A 20,499-nucleotide genomic window follows, 5' to 3' on the forward strand; every position below is an offset into this window, starting at 1 on the left:
AGCCTCAGCCAGGTGAGCGGCAGGCCCCAGTTCGCGGCCGAGACCGTGGAGTCCTTCCTCGCCGAGGAGTACGGATTCCACGGCACGCTGGACACGCTGCCCTCTGAGCGCGACCAGAACTTCCGGGTGTCGGTCGCCGGGCGGCCGCGTTACGTCGTCAAGATCGCCAACGCCGCCGAGGACGCCGACGTGGTGGACCTCCAGCACGACGCGATGGCGCACCTGGCCGCCGTCGGCATCGGGTGCCCGCGTCCCGTGGAGGCGAGGGACGGGCATACCATCGGGACGCTGGAGGGACACCTGTTCCGGGTGCTCACCTTCCTCCCCGGCCAGCTGCTGGCGCTGCGCACCGATCGCTCCCCGGCGCTCCTCACCGACTTCGGGTCCTTCCTCGCGCGGCTCACCAAGGGCTTTGCCGGTTTCGACCACCCCGCCGCCGGGCGACACATCCAGTGGGACGTCACCCTGGCCGCCAAGGTCCTGTCCCGCTACCTGCCGGAGGTCACCGCCGACCGGCAGCCCTTGGTGGAGCGCGCCCTGCACGCCTTCCAGCAGCACGTCGAGCCCCTGCTCGACACGTTGCCCCGCAGCGTGATCCACAACGACGCCAACGACCACAACGTCCTGGTTCAGGAGCAGCGGGTCACCGGACTGATCGACTTCGGCGACATGGTGCGGTCCCTCACGCTGAACGAGCTGGCCGTCGGCTGCGCGTATGCCGGGCTCGGCCAGCCCGACCCCTGGCAGGTCATGGAGCTGGTCGCCGACGGTTACGACGCGGTGGGCCAGCTCAGCGACGTGGACCGCACGCTGCTGCCCCACCTCGTGCGCACGCGGCTGGCGACGAGCGTCGCGATCTCGGCCCACCAGCAGGCCCTCGCCCCGCACGACGCGTACTTGAGCATCTCCGAGGCCCCGGCGTGGCGGGCCCTCGCCGCCTTCGACCAGAGACTGGAGCACAGGTGACCGACAGCAACACCGGCACGGCATCGGGCGTCGAGGAGCTGCTGCGCCGCCGCGCCCAGCACCTCCCGCAGGCAACGACACTGCACTACGAACGCCCGCTGCACGTGGTTCGCGGCGAGGGCGCCCACCTCATCGACGCCGACGGCCACCGCTACCTCGACTGCATCAACAACGTCTCCCACGTCGGCCACGCGCACCCGAGGGTCGCTGAGGCGGCGTGTCAGCAGATGCGGCTGCTGAACACCAACGCCCGGTTCCTGTACGAGCAGCTCTTCGACTACGTCGAGCGGCTCACCGCCCTGCTGCCCGAACGACTCTCGGTCTGCTTCCTGGTCAACTCCGGCAGCGAAGCCAACGAGCTGGCCCTCCGCCTGGCCCGCGCCCACACCCACCGGCGCGGGGTCGTGGTGCTCGACCACGCCTACCACGGCAACACCACCACCCTGATCGACATCAGCCCCTACAAGTTCAACGGGCGCGGTGGGGAGGGTCGGCAGCCGTTCGTCCAGGTGGCGGCCACGCCCGACCCGTATGCCGGCCGCTTCCGTGGCAGCGGCAGCGCGGCTGGCTATGCCGACGAGGTCCGCACCGCGTTCGACCGCGCGGCCGCCGAGGGTCATCCGGCGGGTGCCTTCATCGCCGAGTCGATCATGGGCTGTGCCGGGCAGGTCGAACCGCCGGCCGGTTACCTGCAGATGGCTTACGACGCAGCGCGATCCGCTGGGGCGGTGTGCATCGCCGATGAGGTGCAGATCGGGTTCGGGCGGGTCGGGGACGCGTTCTGGGGGTTCGAGCTGCAGGGCGTGGTCCCCGACGTCGTCACCATGGGCAAGCCCATCGGCAACGGCCACCCGCTCGGTGCCGTCGTGACCACGCCCGAGGTGGCCGACTCCTTCGCCAACGGCATGGAGTACTTCAACACCTTCGGCGGCAACCCGGTGTCCTGCGTGGTGGGCAGCGCCGTACTCGACGTCATCGAGGACGAGGAACTGCAGCAGCACGCACGGCAGGTGGGACGGCACCTGCAGGGGGGCTTCCACCGCCTCGCCGAGCGGCACCCGGTCATCGGCGATGTCCAGGGGCGAGGCCTGTTCCTGGGCATCCCCCTCGTCAACGACCGGCAGACGCGGGACCCGGCCGGCCGGCTCGCCCGCGACCTCGTGCGGCACCTGCGGGAGGAGGACCGCATCCTGCTGTCGGTGGAGGGACCCGGTGACAACGTGCTGAAACTCAAGCCCCCGCTGCCCTTCTCCACCGAGGATGCCGACCTCCTGCTCGACGCGGTCGACCGATTCCTCGCCCACGACCACGGGACTCGCGCCTAGCACGGTCGCGCTCAGTCCCACCGCACGGCGCGACGGTTGCCTATCCGGCGGCGGTCAGTCCCCCACCAGGATCACGTGGAGCGTGCGCGGGCCGTGCACTCCCTCCACGCGGCTCAGCTCGATGTCGCTGGTGGCGCTGGGGCCGCTGATCCAGGTGAGCGCACGACGTGCCTGCACGGACGGTCGCAGCCGGCGGACCGCGTTCGGCACGTCCGCCACCACCTGTTCGGCGTGCACGACGCAGACGTGGACGTCCGGCACCAGTGACAGGACGCGTCGCCCCTGGTTGCCGGAGTGGTCGAGGACGATCGTGCCCGTGTCGGCGATCGCCACACCCGCGCCGGTGACCACCGCGTCCAGCGACTCGAGCTCCGCGACGGTCAGGTCGTCGTCGACCACGAGGTCCGCCGCCGTGCCCGTCAGCCATGCGCGGTCCAGCTCTGGTGGGACGCCGATCCGGCGCACGTGCACCCGCGCGAGTGCCGCCGCGACGCGGGCGGCGAGGTCCACTGGGCGGCAGCGGTCCACGACGGCGCGGTAGTCCTCGGTGCGTCGTACGAAGGTCTCCAGCACCTCGGCGCGCCCACGGCCCTCCTCCCGCGGCTCGCGCCGCACGGGCTCCGGCGGCTCGGGCACGTGGTGTGCCGACCGGATCCGGTCCAGGATCTCCTCGCGGGCGATGCTCATGCCTCTCCCCCGTCGTCGTGCGTGCGCGACCACCACTGGCGGAAGGTCTCCCGCGGCGGTGCCGGGACGTCGCGTGCCTCACTCCACGTGGAGGCCGGCCACGGCAGCCGTCCCAGCGTCCTGCGTCCACGCAGCAGCCGCGCCGCGGCGGTCACTCCTTGCTGGGTCGCCGCGAGCCGCTTGGCATCACCGAAGATCCACGACGCCGCGCTCATGGCCGCCGACTCCGGACCCGGCAGTCCACCGCGGTGCTCGTCGACGACCTTGGTGCGCAGGTCGACCAGCATCCGGGGGATGTCGATGCGCACCGGGCAGACCTCGAAGCAGGCGCCGCACAGGCTGGACGCGAACGGCAGCGACCGGTCGATGGGGCTGGTCGTGCCCCGGAGCTGCGGGGTCAGCACCGCGCCGATCGGTCCTGGATAGACCGAGCCGTAGGCGTGGCCGCCCGTGCGCTCGTACACCGGGCAGACGTTGAGGCAGGCCGAGCACCGGATGCAGCGCAGCGCCTGCCGTCCCAGCGGGTCCTGGAGCACGTGGGTGCGTCCGTTGTCGAGGAGGATGACGTGCACGTCTTGGGGACCGTCGCCGGGTGTCACCCCGGTCCAGGTCGAGGTGTAGGGGTTCATCCGTTCACCGGTGCTGGACCGGGGCAGCAGCTGCAGGAAGGTTCCCAGGTCGTCCCAGCTGGGGAGCACCTTCTCGATCCCGACGACCGAGATGAGCGTCTCGGGCAGCGTCAGGCACATGCGGCCGTTGCCTTCCGACTCCAGGACCACGAGGGACCCGGTGTCGGCGATGGCGAAGTTCGCGCCCGAGACGGCCACGCGCGCCCGCAGGAACTTCTCGCGCAGATGACGTCGCGCGGCCTCGGCCAGCTCCTCGGGCCGGTCGGTCAGGTCGGTCGGCGCCGAGCGCCCCACCTTGCCCATCTCGCGCAGGAAGATCTCGCGGATCTCGCTCCGGTTGCGATGGATCGCGGGCACCAGGATGTGCGAGGGGCGGTCGTCGGCAAGCTGGACGATGAGCTCGGCGAGGTCGGTCTCCCAGGCGTCGATACCCGCGCGCTCCAGCGCCTCGTTCAGCTCGATCTCCTGCGTGGCCATCGACTTGACCTTGACGACCTCGTCGGTGCCGGTGGCCCGCACGAGGTCCACGGCGATGCGGCAGGCCTCGTCGGCGTCCCGGGCCCAGTGCACGGTGGCACCGGCCCGGGTGAGGTTCGCCTCCAGCTGCACGAGGTAGTCGGCGAGGTGGTCGAGCGCCTGATCCTTGGTGGCCGCCCCGTCGAGCCGGAGTGCCTCCCAGTCGGCGACCTCGTGCACGACCTCTGCCCGCTTGGCCCGGATGGTGTGGGTGGCGTGCTGCAGGTTGTGTCGTTGCACGGGATTGGCCAGTGCCCGGCGGGCCAGCGTCGGGAACGTCGGCATGCCGATGAAGGTCGGTGTCGTGCTGGCCGTCGGGGCCTGTGCCCCCGCGCGATGTGCGGCGTTCACGCCGGGTCCTCCTGGGTCGAGGCGAGCACCTCTGCCAGGTGCATGGTCCGCACCCCGGCACGCTGGCGCCGGAGCAGCCCGCCGATGTGGGCGAGGCAGGAGTTGTCGCCGGCGACCGCGACCTCGGCCCCGGTCTCGCGGATGTGCCGGGCCTTGTCGGCTCCCATGGCGACCGACACGTCTGCGTTCTTCATCGCGAAGGTCCCGCCGAACCCGCAGCACTCCGTGGCGGCGGGCAGGTCGACGAGGTCGATGCCCCGCACCGCCCGCAGCAGCTGCAGCGGCCGGTCCCCCACCCGCAGCATGCGCAGCGAGTGGCACGTCGGGTGGTAGGTGACCCGGTGCGGGAAGTACGCCCCGACCTCCGTGACGCCGAGGACGTCCACCAGGTACTCGGACAGCTCGTACACCCGGGGGGCCAGCGCCTCGACCTCGCGCACCAGCCCCGGGTCCCCGGCACGGCGCGCGAGGTCGAGGTGCTGCTCGCGCACCGACCCGGTGCACGACCCGGACGGCGCGACCACGTGGTCGTACGAACCGAACACCTCGACGAAGGAACGGACCAGCGGTACGGCCTCGTCGGCATACCCGGTGTTGGTGAACATCTGGCCGCAACAGGTCTGTGCGGCAGGGAACTCGACCGCCACGCCCAGCCGCTCCAGCAGGCGCGTGGTGGCGATCGGCGCCTCCGGGAACATCGTGTCGTTGAAGCAGGTCGCGAACAGCGCGGTGCGAGCGGCCGACGTCATGGCAGCATCGGCGCGAGCACCGTGGACTGCAGCCCGACCAGGGCACACATGATCACCAGCAGTGCGACCGACCACGGCAGCACCTTGCGGAAGATGTCGGACTCGCGCCCGACGAGCCCGACGGCGACAGCCGCGATCGTCAGGTTCTGCGGGCTGATCATCTTGCCCACGACTCCTCCGGAGGAGTTCGCCGCGACCAGCAGGGTCGGGTCGATGTTGGCCTGGTGCCCGACGGTCTGCTGCAACGTCGCGAAGAGGGCGTTCGCGCTGGTGTCCGAGCCCGTGACCGCGGTGCCCAGCCAGCCGAGCACCGGCGACAGGAAGGCGAACGCCGCGCCCGCCCCGGCGATCCACGTGCCGATGGTGATGGTCTGGCCGGACAGGTTCATGACGTAGGCAAGTCCGAGCACCGAGGCGACGGTGACGAAGGCGAACCGCAGCTTGACCGCGGTGTCGGCCACCTCGTGGGCCCACTGGCGGGCGGTCACTCGGTAGACGATTGCGACGACGATCGAGCAGATCATGAGCAGGGATCCGGGTGAGGACAACCACGCGAAGGGGTACACGGTCGAGGTGCTGACCTCCCCGGACGGGGTCAGGACGTTGCCGTCGAGGCCGGGCCACGGGAGGGCCAGGTCCGTGGCGCCGAGGAGCTCCTTGACCGGTCCCACCAGCTTCGAGGCGGCGAACACCACGATCACGAGCAGGTAGGGCAGCAGCGCCATCACGACGCGGCCCGGCGTGAGGGCTCGTGCCCGCTCGTCCATCTCCGACGCGGAGGTGTAGGCGACGTCGTCGGCGCCGATCGCGGTCTCGCCCGCTTCCGCGCCGGCGCCCCCACCTGCGCCCACGGCCGCGAGCTCGCGCTGGCGGGCGGCTCGCAGCTCCTCGTGGGCCTCCTCGCGACCGGCAGGCCTCCAGAAGCGCAGCACGACCACGGCGGAGGCGAGCGCGGTGAGCGAGGCGATCACGTCGGTGAGCTCCACGGAGATGTAGGTCGCGGAGAGCCACTGGGTGACGGCGAAGACGACACCGACCACGAGCGCCACCGGCCAGGTCTGCCGCACGCCGCGACGTCCGTCCACGAGGAAGACCAGCATCAGCGGGACGACGAAGGCCAGCAGCGGGGTCTGGTGACCGACGTAGGCACCGACGCTGTTGTAGTCGATCCCGGTCAGGTGACCCGCGGTGATGATCGGGATGCCGATGGCGCCGAACGCCACCGGGGCGGTGTTGGCGAGCAGCGCGACCGCCGCCGCCCGCAGCGGCGAGAAACCGACCGCGATGAGCATCACGCCGGTGATGGCCACCGGCGCACCGAAGCCGGCGAGCGCCTCCAACAGGGCGCCGAAGCAGAAGGCGATGATGATCGCCTGCACCCGCGGGTCGTCGGAGACCAGGTGGAAGGCCGCCCGCAGGTCCTCGAACCGGCCACTCACCACGGTCACCTGGTAGAGGACGATGGCGCTGAAGACGATCCACATGATGGGCATCAGCCCGTATGCCGCGCCCTCACCGGCCGCCAGGATGGCCAGTGACGTCGGCATCTGGAAGCCGGCGATCGCCACGATGACGGCGATGGCCAGCGCGGTGAGACCTGCCCAGTGCGCCTTCCAGCGCAGGAGGCCGAGGGTGACGAAGATGCTCGCCAGCGGGAGCACGGCAACGAGCGCGGACAGCCACAGGCTGCCGGCGATGGGGGCGAGTGGGGGTTGATAGGCGGTTGGCACCGAGGCCTCCAGTGGGGAACGAAACTAATGGTCTTACCATTAAGGTGCGGAGAGGCTAGCAGTGGGAGGTCCGCGGTGTCACCCCCTCTCGCGGCATGGCTACCCTCGTGGCGTGTCCACCGACCACGTCCTGCCGAAGAAGGCCTGGGAGCAGGTCGTCGACTGGGTGGAGCAGCGCATCCTGTCCGGAGAGCTCGTGGTGGGCTCGCACCTGCCGGCCGAGCGCGACCTCGCCGTCCAGGTCGGGGTCAGCCGACCCGCGGTGCGCGAGGCGGTCCGCACCCTGCAGGCCTCGGGGGTGGTGCGGTCCACGGTCGGCGCCCACGGCGCCGGCGGCACCACGATCGCCGGCCTCCCCCACCAGCCGCTGACCCGGCTGCTCCGGCTGCACGTCGCGCTCGCGAACTTCCCGTCCGCGGACGTCACCGAAGTGCGCGTGGTGCTCGAGCGGCTGTCCTGCCGCCTCGCCAGCGTCGACGCCTCGCCCGAGGGCATCACCGGGATGCGCGAGCTCCTGGAGAGGATGGATGATGACGACCTCCCGCTGGAGACGTTCAACGACCTCGACACCGACCTGCACGTGGCCATCGCGCGGACCGCGGGGAACCGGCTCGCCACCGACATGACCGTGGCGATCCGCGAGTCGATGCGCATGCCGATCCTGTCGGCACTCGGTGTCCTGCAGGACTGGCGCGCAATGCGGTTGATGCTGCGCACGCAACACCGCGCGATCGTGGAGGCCATCAGCGCCCACGACGGAGATCGTGCCGCCGACCTCGTTGAGGAGCACATCCGCGCGGCCTACGACCGCATGACGTCGCTGCACGTGCGCTGACGGTCGTCGGCCGACAGCGCACGTGCAGCGAGGAACCAGCACGGCATCAGTGCATGCCGTGCCCCCCGTGCCCGGGCCCGGCGTGCGTCGGCTGCCGCGGCACCGCGACCGCGGCGAAGCCGGCCAGCAGGACCATGGCCACGGCGGTCACCAGGAAGGCGCGTGGGAAGCCGTCGAGCAACCCGGCCCGCGTGGTGAGGTCACCGGCGAGCGCGGTCAGCGTGGCGACGCCGAGGGCTGCGCCGACCTCGTGCCCGGTCATCATCACCCCGGACGCCAGACCTGACTTCTCGTGGGGGATGCCGGCCATGGCAGCCACGGAGATCGCGACGAACATCGGACCGACGCCGAGGCCGATCACGATGAACGCGGGAAGCACGTCGGTCAGGTAGGCGGGGTCGGCGTCCATGCCGGCGAGGTAGGCGGCGCCGGCGGCGACCACGAGCAGGCCCGCGACCATCATCGCCTTGGGGGTCACCGTGCCGAGCAGCTTCGAGGCGACCGTCGCCGCGAGCGTGATGGCGGCGGCCAGCGGAAGGAACATCAGCCCGGTCACGACGGCGGACGTCCCGAGCGCGCCCTGCAGGAAGAGCGAGCTGAGGAAGATGGCGCCGACGACCGCGCCGGTGATGACGGCCATCACCGTGGAGGCCGACACGAGCGAGCGGATCCGCCAGGTCGACGGCGGGACCAGTGGTGCCGGGACGCGACTCTCGATGACCGCGAAGGCACCGAGCAGGGTTGCGGCGAGGGCGAACCCGCCCAACGTCCGTGGGGAGCCCCAACCACCGGTGTTCGTCCCCTCGATGGCGAAGACCAAGGCCAGCAGCCCGGCGACCGCGGCCACCGCTCCGGGCACGTCGAGTCCCCGGAGGCCGCCGGTGCGCCGGCCGCGAGCGACCGCGCGAACGGCGAGGACACCCACGACGAACCCGATCGGCACGTTGATGAAGAAGACGGCCTGCCAGCCGAGGGCGCTGGTGAGGATGCCACCGAACAGGACGCCGGCGGCGATGCCCATGCTGCCCACCGTGCCCCAGGTGGCGAGGGCCGCGGCCCGCTGCCGGCCGGCATACGAGGTCATGACGATGGACAGGGCAGCCGGGGTGAGCAGCGCCGCGCCGGCGCCCTGGGCCCCGCGGGAGAGCACGAGCATCGCCGGCGAGGAGGCGAAGCCGCTGACCAGTGAGGCGGTGGTGAACACCGCCAGACCGGTCAGGAACACGGTCCGGCGGTCGAGCAGGTCGGCGAGCCGGCCGCCGAAGAGGAGCAGTCCGCCGCTGAGCAGGACGTAGGCGCTGACGGTCCACTGGTAGTCGGTGCTGCTGAAGCCCAGTGCCTCGCCGATGCTCGGCAGCGCGACGTTCACGACGCTGACGTCGAGGATGACCATGGACTGCGCGGCCAGCATGAGACCGAGCACGGTCCACGGTCGGCGCTGCTCAACCTCCTGCGGCGGGTGGTGGGGGGCGACCTGGTGGGTCGCCAGGGTGTCGTGGGACATCGGATCCTCCTGTGGATCGGGGGGTTCGGGCGGGTCGGCCCGGTGGAACGACTCTCGCGCCCGGGCACCGGGGGTCGCGCCGGTGAAATCACCGGGGTTCGTGCGTCAGGCCGCGCCGATGGCCTCCAACTCGCGCAGGCGCGCAGCCCGGCGGGCGGGCAGCAGGCCGGCGAGGAAGCCGGCCGCCACAGCGAGCACCGTCACGACGGCGAGGCGCCCGACGGGCACCACGACGCTCGCCTCGGGGTCACTGCCCAGGGCCACCGTGGCGGCGGCACCGAGCGTGACGCCCACGACGAGCCCGACCACGACGGCCAGTGCGGCGACGAGCACCGCCTCCGCGCAGACCATCCGTCGCACCTGTGCCCGCGTCATGCCGATCGCACGCAGTAGTCCGATCTCGCGGGTCCGTTCGACGATGGACAGCGCCAGGGTGTTGGCGATCCCGAGCAGCGCGATGAGCACGGTGAAGGCGAGCAGCACGGTGACCAGCCCCAGGATCTGGTCGACGGCTCCGGCGCGGGCCTGGACCGCGTCATCCTGGTCACGCAGGACGGCGGTCGGGTAGGGCTTCAGCGCCCGGTGGATCACCTGCTGTGCGGCGGCGCTCGACGTGCCTTCGGCGAGGGCGACGTAGACGCTCGCGTCCACCCGCTCGGTGAACAGCCGGTCGAACGTCTCCATCCCGATGATGAAGTCGGTGCTCAAGGCACGGGCGTCCCCGTCGTTCATCAAGCCCACGACTCGCAGCGAACGGTTGCCGGTCTTGGCGAACGTCATCGGTAGCCGGTCGCCCACCTCCAGCCCGCGCTCGGTGGCGACGTGGCGGGCCAGCACGAGGCCGCCATGGGACAGGTCGCGCAGCGAGCCCGCGTCCATCCGGGCCGACACCACGGCGCCGATCGTGGCCGGGTCCACGGCGGTCAGCGCGCTCACCCTGCCACGGTCCTTCCAGTGGCCGTAGCGCACCGGCGACGTCGCGGCCACCCCGGGCAGCGACGCGACCCGGCCGCGGACCGCCGGGGGTAGTCCGCCGAGCATCTCAGCGCGCGCGCTCTCGACCACGAAGTCCGCGGTCACGACCTCCTGGTAGCCGGCCGCGATCGACTGCTTCACCGAGCCGCCGAGCACGACCATGAAGCTCATCAGCGCCAGGCTGAGCCCGAGGCCGAGCACCGTCGCGGCGGTGCGACGCGGCGCCCGCGCGGCGAGCTCCCCGGCCAGCCGCCCCGGCACGCCCAGGGCACGCAACGGCCGCCCGACCTGCCGGGCCAACGCCGGGAGCAGGACGGGTCCGAGGAGCGCCAGCGCGAGCAGCGCCAGCACGCCCGAGAGTCCGACGGTGAGCGCGTCCCCCCAGCCGGTCAGGGCGGCGAGCGCGCCCGCGACGGCGAGGGTCGCGGCCAGCACGCCGACGACGCGGCGCAGTCGGCCGGTCGCCAGTGGCGCGTCCGCCGTGCGCATCGCCTCCAGCGGTGAGACGCGGGCGGCCCGGCGGCTGGGGCCGACCGCGGCCAGGACCGTGGTGACCACCCCGACCGCGAACGCGGTCAGCAGCGACGTCGGAAGGACGGCGAGGGAGCCGTCCGGGAGCGCGACGCCGAACCGGCCGATCAGGTCGCGCAAGCCGAGCGCCGCGCCGACGCCGAGCCCGGTCCCGAGAGCGGAACCGACCACCCCCAGGATCAGCGCCTCACCGAAGACGGTCCCGAAGACCTGCCCGCCGGTCGCCCCGGCCGCCCGCAGCAGCGCCAGCTCACGGGTGCGCTGGCTCAGCACGATGGCGAAGGTGTTCGCGATGAGGTAACCGCCGACGAGGAGCGCCGCACCGGCGAGCGCGAGCAGCAGCACCCGAAGGTAGGACAACCGGTCGGCAGCCGCGGCGACCCCTGCCGCGGCGGTGTCGCGGCTGGACGTGGCGGCATACCTCGGCCCCAGCGCATCCGCGAGGCGCGAACGCACCTCGGCCGCCGTCGAGCCGTTCGCGGCGGTCACCTGCACCTCGGAAACCTGGTGGCCGAGCCCGAGCAGCCGCTGCGCCTGCCCGAGGGTGGTGAGCGCGGCGGTGCTGTCCGGTATGCCCGGCTGGTCACCGAAGCCGGCCAGACCCACCACGGTCAGCGGCTGGGTCCGGACCGCCTGGATGCGGACCGTGTCGCCGAGGGCGATGCCGTGGTCTCGGGCGGTGACCGCGTCGAGCACCACCTCGCCGGCAGCCGACGGGGCGCGCCCCTGCCGCAGCCGGTAGGGGTTGGTCGGCCCGTCGGTCCACGACCGCAGCAGCGAGGGACCGGAGGGGGCGATGGCGGTGCCGCCGACCTGGATCAGTCCGCGGCCGGTCGCCACCGGGTATGCCGTCCCGACGCCGGCCGTGTCCCTCACCGTGCCGAGCACCGTGGTGGGCAGTGGCTCCCGGTCAACCTGGACGCCCATGGCGGAGTCGAAGGCGACGGCCGACTGGACGGTCACGTCCACCCCGCTGCTCTGGGTGGCGAACTGCTCGTCGAAGAGCCGCTGGGAGGTGTCGGTCAGCACGAGGCTGCCGGCCACGAAGGTGACCCCGAGCACGATCGCCACCAGCGTCAGGGCCAGGCGGAAACGGTGCCGCAACACCTGCTTGAGCGACAGTCGCAGCATCGGAATCACTCCCCCATCCGGTCCAGGACGGCGGCCACGGTCGGGTCGACGAGGTCGCCTGCGACCCGGCCATCGATGAGGAACACGACGCGGTCGGCATACGCCGCGGCGGCCGGGTCGTGGGTGACCATGACGATGGTCTGGCCGAGGTCGCGCGCCGCCTCCCGCAGGAAGCCGAGTAGCGCCCGGCCGTGCCGGGTGTCGAGGTTGCCCGTGGGTTCGTCGGCGAACACGACCTCCGGACACGTGACGAGGGCCCGGGCGGCGGCGACCCGTTGCTGCTGGCCGCCGGACAGCCCGCTCGGTCGGTGGTCGAGCCGGTCACGCAGGCCGAGCGTGTCGACCAACTGGTCCATCCAGGCGGGGTCGGGACGGCCGCCGGCCAGCGTGAGCGGCAGCGCGATGTTCTCCGCCGCGGTGAGAGCGGGGACGAGGTTGAACGCCTGGAAGACGAAGCCGATCCGCTGGCGGCGCAGCAGAGTTCGCGCCTTTTCCCCGAGGCGGCTGAGGTCGGTGTGGCCCACGTGGACGCTGCCGGAGTCCACGTCGTCGAGCCCGGCCAGGACGTGCATCAGGGTGGACTTGCCGGACCCGGACGGGCCCATGATCGCGGTGAGCCGGCCGGCCTCGACCTCGAGGCTCGCGCCGTCGAGGGCCCGGACGGCGGTGTCGCCGCGGCCGTAGGTCTTGACCACGTCGACCGCTCGCGCGGCGATGGTCCGGCTCAAGGTGGGGATGGGTGGGGTGGTCAGGGTGGTCACGTGGTGCTCCTCGGTGGTGGTGGGTTGTGTCGTCAGCGGTGCCGGCGGCGAGACAGGGCCTCGTTGCTGGTGGTGGGCGATGGGAGATCCGCCGACCACCAGCACGAGCGCTCCGGGGCTGGCTCAGTGCGCGCCGGCGCGGATCGTGAAGGGTGCCGTGATGACGGTGCCGTCGGGCAGCCGGAACTGTGCCCACATCCGGTAGGTCCCGGCGGTGTCGAACCGGGCGTGCAGGTCCAGCTCGGGGCCGAAGGTGGTGCCGGGGACCGCGAACACCGGCCGTCCGCGGGAGTCCTCGACCTCGGCGTGCCGGTGGGCGAATCCGGTGCCGTCGCTGCGCACGATCGCGGCGTGCCCGGCGGCGCCGAGGTAGGGCCGCAGCCCGCTGACCGGGCGGCCGGTGGCCGCGTCGGCGAACCGGAAGGTGAAGTCGCTCTGTTCACCGACCGCTGCGTCGCCCTCGAGGCGAATGACGACCCCGTCGCGGACGACGCGGCGCACCTCGCTCGACGGCGCCGGTGCCTGCCGGTCGGAGCCGGGACCGGCGACGGTGAGGGTACGACTGTCCAGCACGTCGCTCATCTGTCCCTGGCGGCGGAACTCGGTGTGCGCGACGTACGTCCCCGCGACCGGGAAGGTCACGCGGACCTGCAGCCGGCCGGGTTCGCCGGTCGGGCGCGGGTGGATGTGGGCGAAGGTGGACAGGTCGCTGCGGGTGAGGATCAGGTGCGCCCACACCTGGTGGGTGCGCACCAGGTCCTCGACCGGCTCACCGGTCCGCGCGTCCCGGACGGTCAGCGTCAGGGTCGTCGGGACACCGGGCCGGATCGGGGCGGACGAGGTCAGCGCGACCCGCAGCCCCGCGTGGTGCGGGTCGACCGGGGGCGCCTCGGTGGTCTCCATGACGCTCATGGCCGGGCGCATCGGCATACCCATCCCCTCGGTCCAGGCGAGGATGCCGTTCATGCCGCGGGACGCGGTCTCGGTGCGGCTGGCCCACGTGAACGTCGACCCGAGGGCCAGCGCGACGACGGCCACACCGACGAGGAAGGCCCAGCCGCCGACCCGGCGCCGCACCGGCGGGTGCAGGATCTCCTGCGCGGTCTGCGGCCGCTGGAACCTGCGCAGCCGCAACGCGTTGCTGACCACCGACACCGAGCTCATCGCCATCGCCGCGGAGGCCAGCACGGGGTCGAGCAGCAGCTTGTCGAAGCCGTAGAGCGCGCCGGCGGCGACGGGGATCAGCAGCACGTTGTAGCCGAAGGCCCAGCCCAGGCCCTGCTTGATCGTGGCCACCGTCCGGCGGGACAGGGCGATCGCCGAGACGATGCCGCGCAGGTCGCCGCCGACGAGGGTGACGTCGGACGCGGCGATGGCCACGTCGGTACCGGTGCCGATGGCGACGCCGAGGTCGGCGGTCGCCAGGGCGGGCGCGTCATTGATGCCGTCGCCAACCATCGCGACGACGTGGCCCTCCTGCTGCAGGTGCGTGACCTGTCCGGCCTTGTCGGCGGGCAGCACCTCGGCGACGACATGGTCGATGCCGACCTGGCTCGCGACGGCCCGCGCGGTGGCGGCGTTGTCGCCGGTGAGCATCCATACCTCCAGGCCGAGCGCCTTGAGCTGGGCGACGGCCTCGGCGGACTCGGCCTTCACCGTGTCGGCGACGCTGACCAGACCCGCGAGCTGGCCGGCAGCCGCGACGTACATGGGGGTCTCGGCCCGCGCGGCCCGTTCCGCCGCCTCGGCCGCGAGCGGTGCGGTGTCGATGCCGGCCCGGTCCAGGAGGGCGGTGTTGCCCACCAGCAGCGGTATGCCGGCCACGGTCGCCCGGACACCGTGCCCGGCGACGGCCTCGAACTCGGCAGCCGGGGAGAGCTCGAGCCCCCGCTCACGGGCGGCGGCGACCAGCGCCTCACCGACCGGGTGCTCGCTGCCGACCTCGGCCGAGGCCACGAGGGCGAGCAGCTCGTCGGCCGAGCGGTCGAGTGCGGTGACACCGGCGAGCCCGGGGCGGCCGTGGGTGATCGTGCCGGTCTTGTCGAGCACGACGGCGGTGAGCCGGTGCGCCGTGTCCAGGGCCTCGCTGTTGCCGATGAGGATGCCGAGCTCGGCGGCCCGGCCGGTGCCGACCATGACGGCGGTCGGCGTGGCCAGCCCGAGCGCGCAGGGGCAGGCGATGATGAGGACCGCGACGGCGGTCCCGATCGCCAGGGTGAGGTGGGTCTGGGCAGGGCCGAACAGCGCCCACCCGGTGAACGTTCCGGCGGCGACGAGCAGCACGAGCGGGACGAAGACCGCGGCCACCCGATCGGCGAGCTTCTGCATCGGGACCTTGCCGGACTGGGCGTCCGCGACCAGGCGGACGATCTGCGCCAGCGTGCCGTCCTCGCCGACGGCGGTGACCTCGACGACCAGTGTCCCGGAGGTGTTGAGCGTCGCTCCGATCACGCTGTCGCCCAAGGCCTTCGCAACCGGGACGGACTCGCCGGTGAGCATCGACTCATCGACGCTGGAGGCGCCCTCGACGACGCGGCCGTCGACCGGCACCTTCTCACCGGGCCGGACGCGCACCCGGTCACCCACGCGCACCTCGGCGACGGGGACGTCGACCTCGGTACCGTCGCGCAGGACGCGGGCGGTGGCGGGGGCGAGGCCGACCAACGCGCGAATGGCGTCGGCGGTGCGCAGGCGGGCCCGCTGTTCCAGCCACCGGCCGAGCAGGACGAGGGCGATGATGACCAGCGAGGTCTCGAAGTAGACGTGCAGCGGCAGTCGCCACCGCTCGGCCAGTCCCGGCCAGAGGGTGACGAAGGTGCTGTAACCCCACGAGATGCTCGTGCCCAGGGCGACCAGGGTGTGCATGGTGGTGGAGCGGTGCCGGGCGGCGGCCCACGCGGCGCGGTAGATGTCGGCGCCGGCCCAGAACTGCACCGCGGTGGCAACCACCAGGATCAGCGGCATCAGCCAGTCCATGGTGTCCAGGTAGATGGGGACGTACATCACCGCCATGAGGCCCAGGCCGGTGGTCAACGCCGCCTGCCAACGGCGTTGGAGGGCACGGAGTTCGGCGAGCTTGCGCTCGTCCCGCCCGTCGACCCCTCCCGGGTCGGCGGAAGCGCTGGCGGCCGCGGAGGTGCCCGAAGCGGCAGGTGGGGCGGTGTCGGGGACGGAAGCGCGCGGCATACCGCTGTAGCCGGCCTTGGCCACGGCGGCGGTGAGGTCCTCGAGGCCGACGCGTGCGGGGTCGAAGCTGACCGAGGCGGTCTCGGCGGCGAGGTTGACGCTCGCCTCGAGCACTCCGTCGACCCGCGAAAGGGCCTTCTCGACGCGGCCCACGCAGGCAGCACAGGTCATGCCGCCGATCTCGAGGACGCAACTGGACCCGGCCACGGCGCCGGTGGCCGTGGTGTCGGTAGTCGTGGCGCCGTTGGTCTGGGCCGGTCGGGCGGTGAGGGTCATCACGGGTCTCCCTGTTGTTCGGCGGGTGTCCGGGCGGGTGTCCGACGGGTGCTCGGGCGAAGGGGGTTGCTGGGCCGCAGGGCTCAGCGGACCTCGTAGCCGGCCTCCTCGACGGCCGCGTGGACGGCGGCGACGTCGAGCGGCTGGTCGCTGGCGACGGTCACGGTGGCGGCGGCCAGGTCGACGCGGACCTCGCGGACGCCGGGGATGGCACCGACCTCGGTGGTGACCGCGCGGACGCAGTGCGCGCAGGTCATGCCGTCGACGCCGTAGATCGCGGTGGTGAGGGTGGACATGTCGTGCTCCTGGGATCGAGGGGCCCCGCTGCGTTGCGGGCTGGGTCGATCCTGCGAGAGGCGACCGGTCCGCCACACCGGCGAAATTGCCGGGATTGGTCGCCGGGTCGGGCCCCGGAGCGGTTATGGTCTGCGCGTGCTGCACGGTCGGGGAGCAGAGCGCGCGCGCCTGCACGAACTGGTCGATGCTGCCCGCAAGGGCCACGGTCGCGCGCTGGTCGTGCACGGCGAGGCGGGCACCGGCAAGTCGGTCCTGCTCGAGGACGTCGCCTCCGGCCTGGCCGGCGTGACCGTGCTGCACACCCAGGGGATCGAGTCCGAGGCCCCTCTCCCCTTCGCGGCCCTCCAGCGGTTGCTCCGCCCCGCCCTGCGGTATGCCGACCGCTTGCCTCCCCCACAGTCCCTCGCCCTGCGGGTGGCCTTCGGTGAGGAAGTGGGCGAAGCGGACCGGTTCCTGGTGTTCCTCGGCGCCCTGGGGCTGCTGGCGGAGGCCGCCGAGCAGCGGCCGGTGGTGGCGCTGGTCGACGACGCCCACTGGCTGGACGACGCGTCCGCGGCGGCGCTGCTGTTCGTCGCCCGCCGACTGGAGCTGGAGCGGGTGGCGCTCGTGTTCGCGGTGCGCGACGGGGACGTGCGCACCTTCGAGGCACCGGACCTGGACCAGGTGCCGTTGGCCGGGCTCGGCCTGGGCGACGTCGCCGCGCTGGTGAACGAGCACGCCGAGGTCGACGTCGCGACCGAGGTCGCCGCCCAGCTGCTCGCCAGCACCGGCGGCAACCCGCTCGCCCTGGTCGAGCTGCCCCGCGTCCTGTCCGCCGACCAGCTGGCCGGCCGCTCACCGCTGCCCGGGCGGCTACCGGTCACCAGCACGCTCGAGCGGGTCTTCCTCGACCGGGCGCGCCGGCTCTCCCCCGCCGCGCAGCGGTTGCTGCTGGTCGCATCCGCCGACGACTCCACGCAGGTCCGCACCGTGCTGGCGGCGGCCGCCGCGCTGGGTGCCGGGGCCGACGCGCTCGGCGAGGCGGAGGGCTCGGGGCTGCTCGCGGTCGAGGGCGGCGCGCTGCGGATGCGCCACCCGCTGGTGCGCTCTGCCCTCTACACCGCCGCCACGAGCGCCGACCGCCGGGCCGCCCACGGCGCCCTGGCGGACGCGATGACCGGTTCTTCGACCGGCACGGACGACGCCGACCGGCAGGCCTGGCACCTGGCCGAGGCCGCGACCGGACCCGACGACACGGTCGCCGCCGCGTTGGACGACGCGGCCCAGCGGGCGTTGCGGCGCAGCGGCTACGAGGCGGCCAGCGCCACCTTCGAGCGGGCCTCCGGGCTGACCGTGTCCGATGACTCGCGCGCCCGGCGCCTGCACGCCGCAGCCGCCAGCGCCTGGCTGGCCGGGCAGCCGGGACGCACCGGTGCCCTCGCCGCCGAGGGGCGGTTGTGCGCCACGGACCCGGTCCTCCGCGCCGACCTCGACCGGCTCCGGGGCCGGGCGGAGTTCCACGTCGGCTCCATCCCCACCGCCGTGCGCCTGTGGACCCAGGCGACACGGGACATCGCGCAGGTCGAGCCGCTGCGCGCCCTGCCCCTCGGGGTGATGGCCTGTGCCGCCTCGACCTTCGCGGCCCCGCCCGACCGCACCGACCTCGACCCCGCCGAGCTGGCCGTCGACCTGGCCCTCGAGCCGCCCGCCGAGCCGGCCGCCGGCCCGCCCGGCGAGCCGCCCGCCGAGCCGGCCGCCGGCCCGGGCACCGAGCTGGACCCGCGGGCGGCGCCCCGGGAGCGCTGCCTCGCCGGCCTGTTGACCGGGTTCCACCACCTCCTCGCCGGCCGGCTGCCGACGGCGACCGCACCCCTGCGGGTCGCCTTCGCGGTGGCGCCCGACGTGCCCGACCCCGACCTCGCCAACGCGATCGGGATCGCCTCCTTCCACCTGTCCGACGACGACACCTTCCGGCGCACCTTCACCTCCCTGCTCACCCACGCCCGGGAACGCGCGGCCTACGGGCTGGTCCTGTTCGCGCTGCCCCGGCTCGCGCTGGCCGACTTCTGCGCCGGACGGCTCGGTGACGCGGTCGCCGACGCGTCCGAGGCCCGGCAGCTCGCGCTCAGCTCCGGGCAGGTGGCCCTGTCGGCCATGCCCCTGGCCGAGCTGGCCCTCTACGCCGCCTTTCGGGGGGACGACCAGTTCGACGAGCACCTCGCCGAGCTCGACCGGGTCGTCGCCGGCCACCAGGTCGGGGTCCTCGGTGCCCTCGTGGACGACGCGCGCCGGTGGGCCGTGGGCGAGCGCGAGCTGATGGCGGGGCGGTATGCCGACGCGGTGCACCACCTTGCCCAGCTGCGAACCCCGCCGATGGTGCACCTGACCGGCTACCCGCGCCTCGAGGCGGCCGTTCGGGCGGACCGGCTGGACCTGGCCCGCACCTGGTGGGACGAGCTGTGGGCCTTCGCCACCGCGGTGGACTCCCCTGCCGCCCACGCCGTGGTCGCCCACGGGGCCGCCCTGCTCGCGGGCGACGAGGCGGAGCAGCACTTCCGGGCGGCGCTGGAGCACCACGCCGACAGCGGCCGCCCCATCGAGGCAGCGCGCACCCGGCTCGCCTACGGCGAGTTCCTCCGCCGGCGCCGCCAGCGGGTCGCCGCCCGAGAGCACCTGCGCGCGGCGCTCAACACCTTCGAGGACGTCGGTGCGGCCCCGTTCGCCGAACGGGCCCGCCAAGACCTGCGTGCCTCCGGCGAGACCGCCCGCAAACGGGACGCGTCCACCGGTCAGGACCTCACCCCGCAGGAGCGGCAGGTGGCCAAGTTCGTCGCCTCCGGCCTGTCGAACCGCGACGTCGCGGCGCAGCTGTTCGTCAGCCCGCGCACCGTCGACTTCCACCTGCGCAACGTCTTCGCCAAGACCGGCGTGACCTCCCGGACGGAGCTGGCCCAGCTGGCCCTCGCCTGACCAGCGCCCGGGCAGATCCCGGCAATTTCGCCGGCGCCAGCCCTGCACCGTCGTTCTTAGCGTCCTCGCCATGGACACCACCGCAGCCACGACCGCCTCCGCGGTCACCACCGACTCCGGCACCCACGTGCCTCTCGACGTTCTCGTCATCGGCGCCGGGCAGGCCGGCCTCGCCCTCGCCTGGCACCTGTCCCGCCAGCAGGTCCGCTACCTCCTTGTCGACGCCGCCCCCGAGGTGGGCCACTCGTGGCGCACCCGCTGGGACTCCCTCACCCTCTTCAGCCCGGCCCAGTACGACGGCCTGCCCGGCACCCCCTTCCCCGCCCCACCGGACACCTACCCCGGCAAGGACCAGGTCGCGGACTTCCTCGCCTCGTATGCCGACCAGCACGCCTTCCCGGTCCTCGCCGGCACCCGGGTGGTCCGGTTGGCACAGCACGAGGACGGGTTCGCCGCCCACACCACACAGGGCGTGCTGCACGCCCGCCAGGTGGTCGTCGCGACCGGCCCGTTCCAGGCGCCGCACGTCCCCACGCTGGCAGCCGGCTTCCACGGCATACCGCAGGTGCACAGCGCCGACTACCGGCGCCCGTCCGACCTGCCTGCGGGGCGCGTCATCGTCGTCGGCGGCGCCAACTCGGGCCTGCAGATCGCGCAGGAGCTGGCGGCAACCCGAGACGTCGTCCTGTCCGCCGGCACGAATCCGCCGAGCGTGCCGCAGCGACTGGCCGGGTACGACCTCTTCTGGTGGCTGCTGAGGCTGGGCCTGATGGAGAAACCACCGGACTCGCGGCTTGCCCGGCGGGTCCGCGCCCGGGGCGACGTCGTCATCGGCACCAGTCGCCGAGCGCTGCGCCGCGCAGGCGTCGACCTGCGGCCGCGTCTCGTCGGTGCGGAGGGTGCGACCGCCCGCTTCGCCGACGGCTCGAGGGCCGACGTGGCCGCGGTGCTCTGGGCCACCGGATTCCGGCCGGACTACTCGTGGATCGACGGGCCCGTCACCGACCGGGACGGCATACCGCTGCACGACGGTGGCCGCAGCCGCGCCGTGCCCGGCCTGTGGTTCCTGGGCCTGCCGTGGCAGCGCAGCCGCGGCTCCGC

14 protein-coding genes are annotated in these 20,499 nt (G+C 73.1%); 5 read left to right on the forward strand and 9 right to left on the reverse strand.

The window, feature by feature from the left end:
• Positions 1–12: 12 nt before the first annotated feature.
• Positions 13–966, forward strand: coding sequence for a phosphotransferase (locus VFL99_RS00945; protein ID WP_325104444.1), 954 nt, complete (start codon positions 13–15; stop codon positions 964–966).
• Entirely contained in the window at positions 963–2,291 is a 1,329-nt protein-coding gene (locus tag VFL99_RS00950; RefSeq protein ID WP_325104445.1) for an aminotransferase class III-fold pyridoxal phosphate-dependent enzyme, read from the forward strand. The genes VFL99_RS00945 and VFL99_RS00950 overlap by 4 nt, the downstream gene beginning before the upstream one ends.
• Before the next feature lie 54 nt (positions 2,292–2,345).
• Here the strand turns inward: VFL99_RS00950 and VFL99_RS00955 are convergent, their stop codons facing one another.
• From VFL99_RS00955 to VFL99_RS00970, 4 genes are all read right to left on the reverse strand, one after another.
• Positions 2,346–2,978, reverse strand: coding sequence for a LutC/YkgG family protein (locus VFL99_RS00955; protein WP_325104446.1), 633 nt, complete (start codon positions 2,976–2,978; stop codon positions 2,346–2,348).
• On the reverse strand, positions 2,975–4,408 hold the full coding sequence (locus VFL99_RS00960) for a lactate utilization protein B (RefSeq protein WP_325104456.1): 1,434 nt from the start codon (positions 4,406–4,408) through the stop codon (positions 2,975–2,977). Before VFL99_RS00960 ends, VFL99_RS00955 begins: the two co-directional genes overlap by 4 nt.
• A gap of 62 nt (positions 4,409–4,470) precedes the next feature.
• On the reverse strand, positions 4,471–5,223 hold the full coding sequence (locus VFL99_RS00965) for a (Fe-S)-binding protein (RefSeq protein ID WP_325104447.1): 753 nt from the start codon (positions 5,221–5,223) through the stop codon (positions 4,471–4,473).
• Positions 5,220–6,953 (reverse strand): L-lactate permease, encoded by a 1,734-nt coding sequence (locus VFL99_RS00970; protein ID WP_325104448.1) that lies wholly within the window; start codon positions 6,951–6,953, stop codon positions 5,220–5,222. Before VFL99_RS00970 ends, VFL99_RS00965 begins: the two co-directional genes overlap by 4 nt.
• Before the next feature lie 112 nt (positions 6,954–7,065).
• Between VFL99_RS00970 and VFL99_RS00975 the strand changes: the two genes are divergently transcribed.
• Entirely contained in the window at positions 7,066–7,788 is a 723-nt protein-coding gene (locus VFL99_RS00975; protein ID WP_325104449.1) for a FadR/GntR family transcriptional regulator, read from the forward strand.
• 46 nt (positions 7,789–7,834) lie between these two features.
• On the opposite strand, the gene VFL99_RS00980 is transcribed toward VFL99_RS00975, so the two are convergent.
• The 5 genes from VFL99_RS00980 to VFL99_RS01000 form a co-directional block, all read right to left on the reverse strand.
• Complete coding sequence (locus VFL99_RS00980; protein ID WP_325104450.1) at positions 7,835–9,292, reverse strand: MFS transporter; 1,458 nt, start codon at positions 9,290–9,292, stop codon at positions 7,835–7,837.
• A gap of 105 nt (positions 9,293–9,397) precedes the next feature.
• Positions 9,398–11,929 (reverse strand): ABC transporter permease, encoded by a 2,532-nt coding sequence (locus tag VFL99_RS00985; protein WP_325104451.1) that lies wholly within the window; start codon positions 11,927–11,929, stop codon positions 9,398–9,400.
• A 5-nt stretch (positions 11,930–11,934) separates the two neighbouring features.
• Positions 11,935–12,690, reverse strand: coding sequence for an ABC transporter ATP-binding protein (locus VFL99_RS00990; RefSeq protein ID WP_414713698.1), 756 nt, complete (start codon positions 12,688–12,690; stop codon positions 11,935–11,937).
• A gap of 123 nt (positions 12,691–12,813) precedes the next feature.
• Positions 12,814–16,152 (reverse strand): heavy metal translocating P-type ATPase, encoded by a 3,339-nt coding sequence (locus tag VFL99_RS00995; protein ID WP_325104452.1) that lies wholly within the window; start codon positions 16,150–16,152, stop codon positions 12,814–12,816.
• Between the two features lie 83 nt (positions 16,153–16,235).
• On the reverse strand, positions 16,236–16,448 hold the full coding sequence (locus VFL99_RS01000; RefSeq protein WP_325104453.1) for a heavy-metal-associated domain-containing protein: 213 nt from the start codon (positions 16,446–16,448) through the stop codon (positions 16,236–16,238).
• 136 nt (positions 16,449–16,584) lie between these two features.
• Between VFL99_RS01000 and VFL99_RS01005 the strand changes: the two genes are divergently transcribed.
• On the forward strand, positions 16,585–19,398 hold the full coding sequence (locus VFL99_RS01005; RefSeq protein WP_325104454.1) for a helix-turn-helix transcriptional regulator: 2,814 nt from the start codon (positions 16,585–16,587) through the stop codon (positions 19,396–19,398).
• Between the two features lie 70 nt (positions 19,399–19,468).
• Positions 19,469–20,499: flavin-containing monooxygenase (locus VFL99_RS01010; RefSeq protein ID WP_325104455.1), on the forward strand; the 1,031-nt coding region annotated here is incomplete at its 3' end.

The sequence above is a fragment of the Segeticoccus sp. genome, assembly GCF_035708005.1.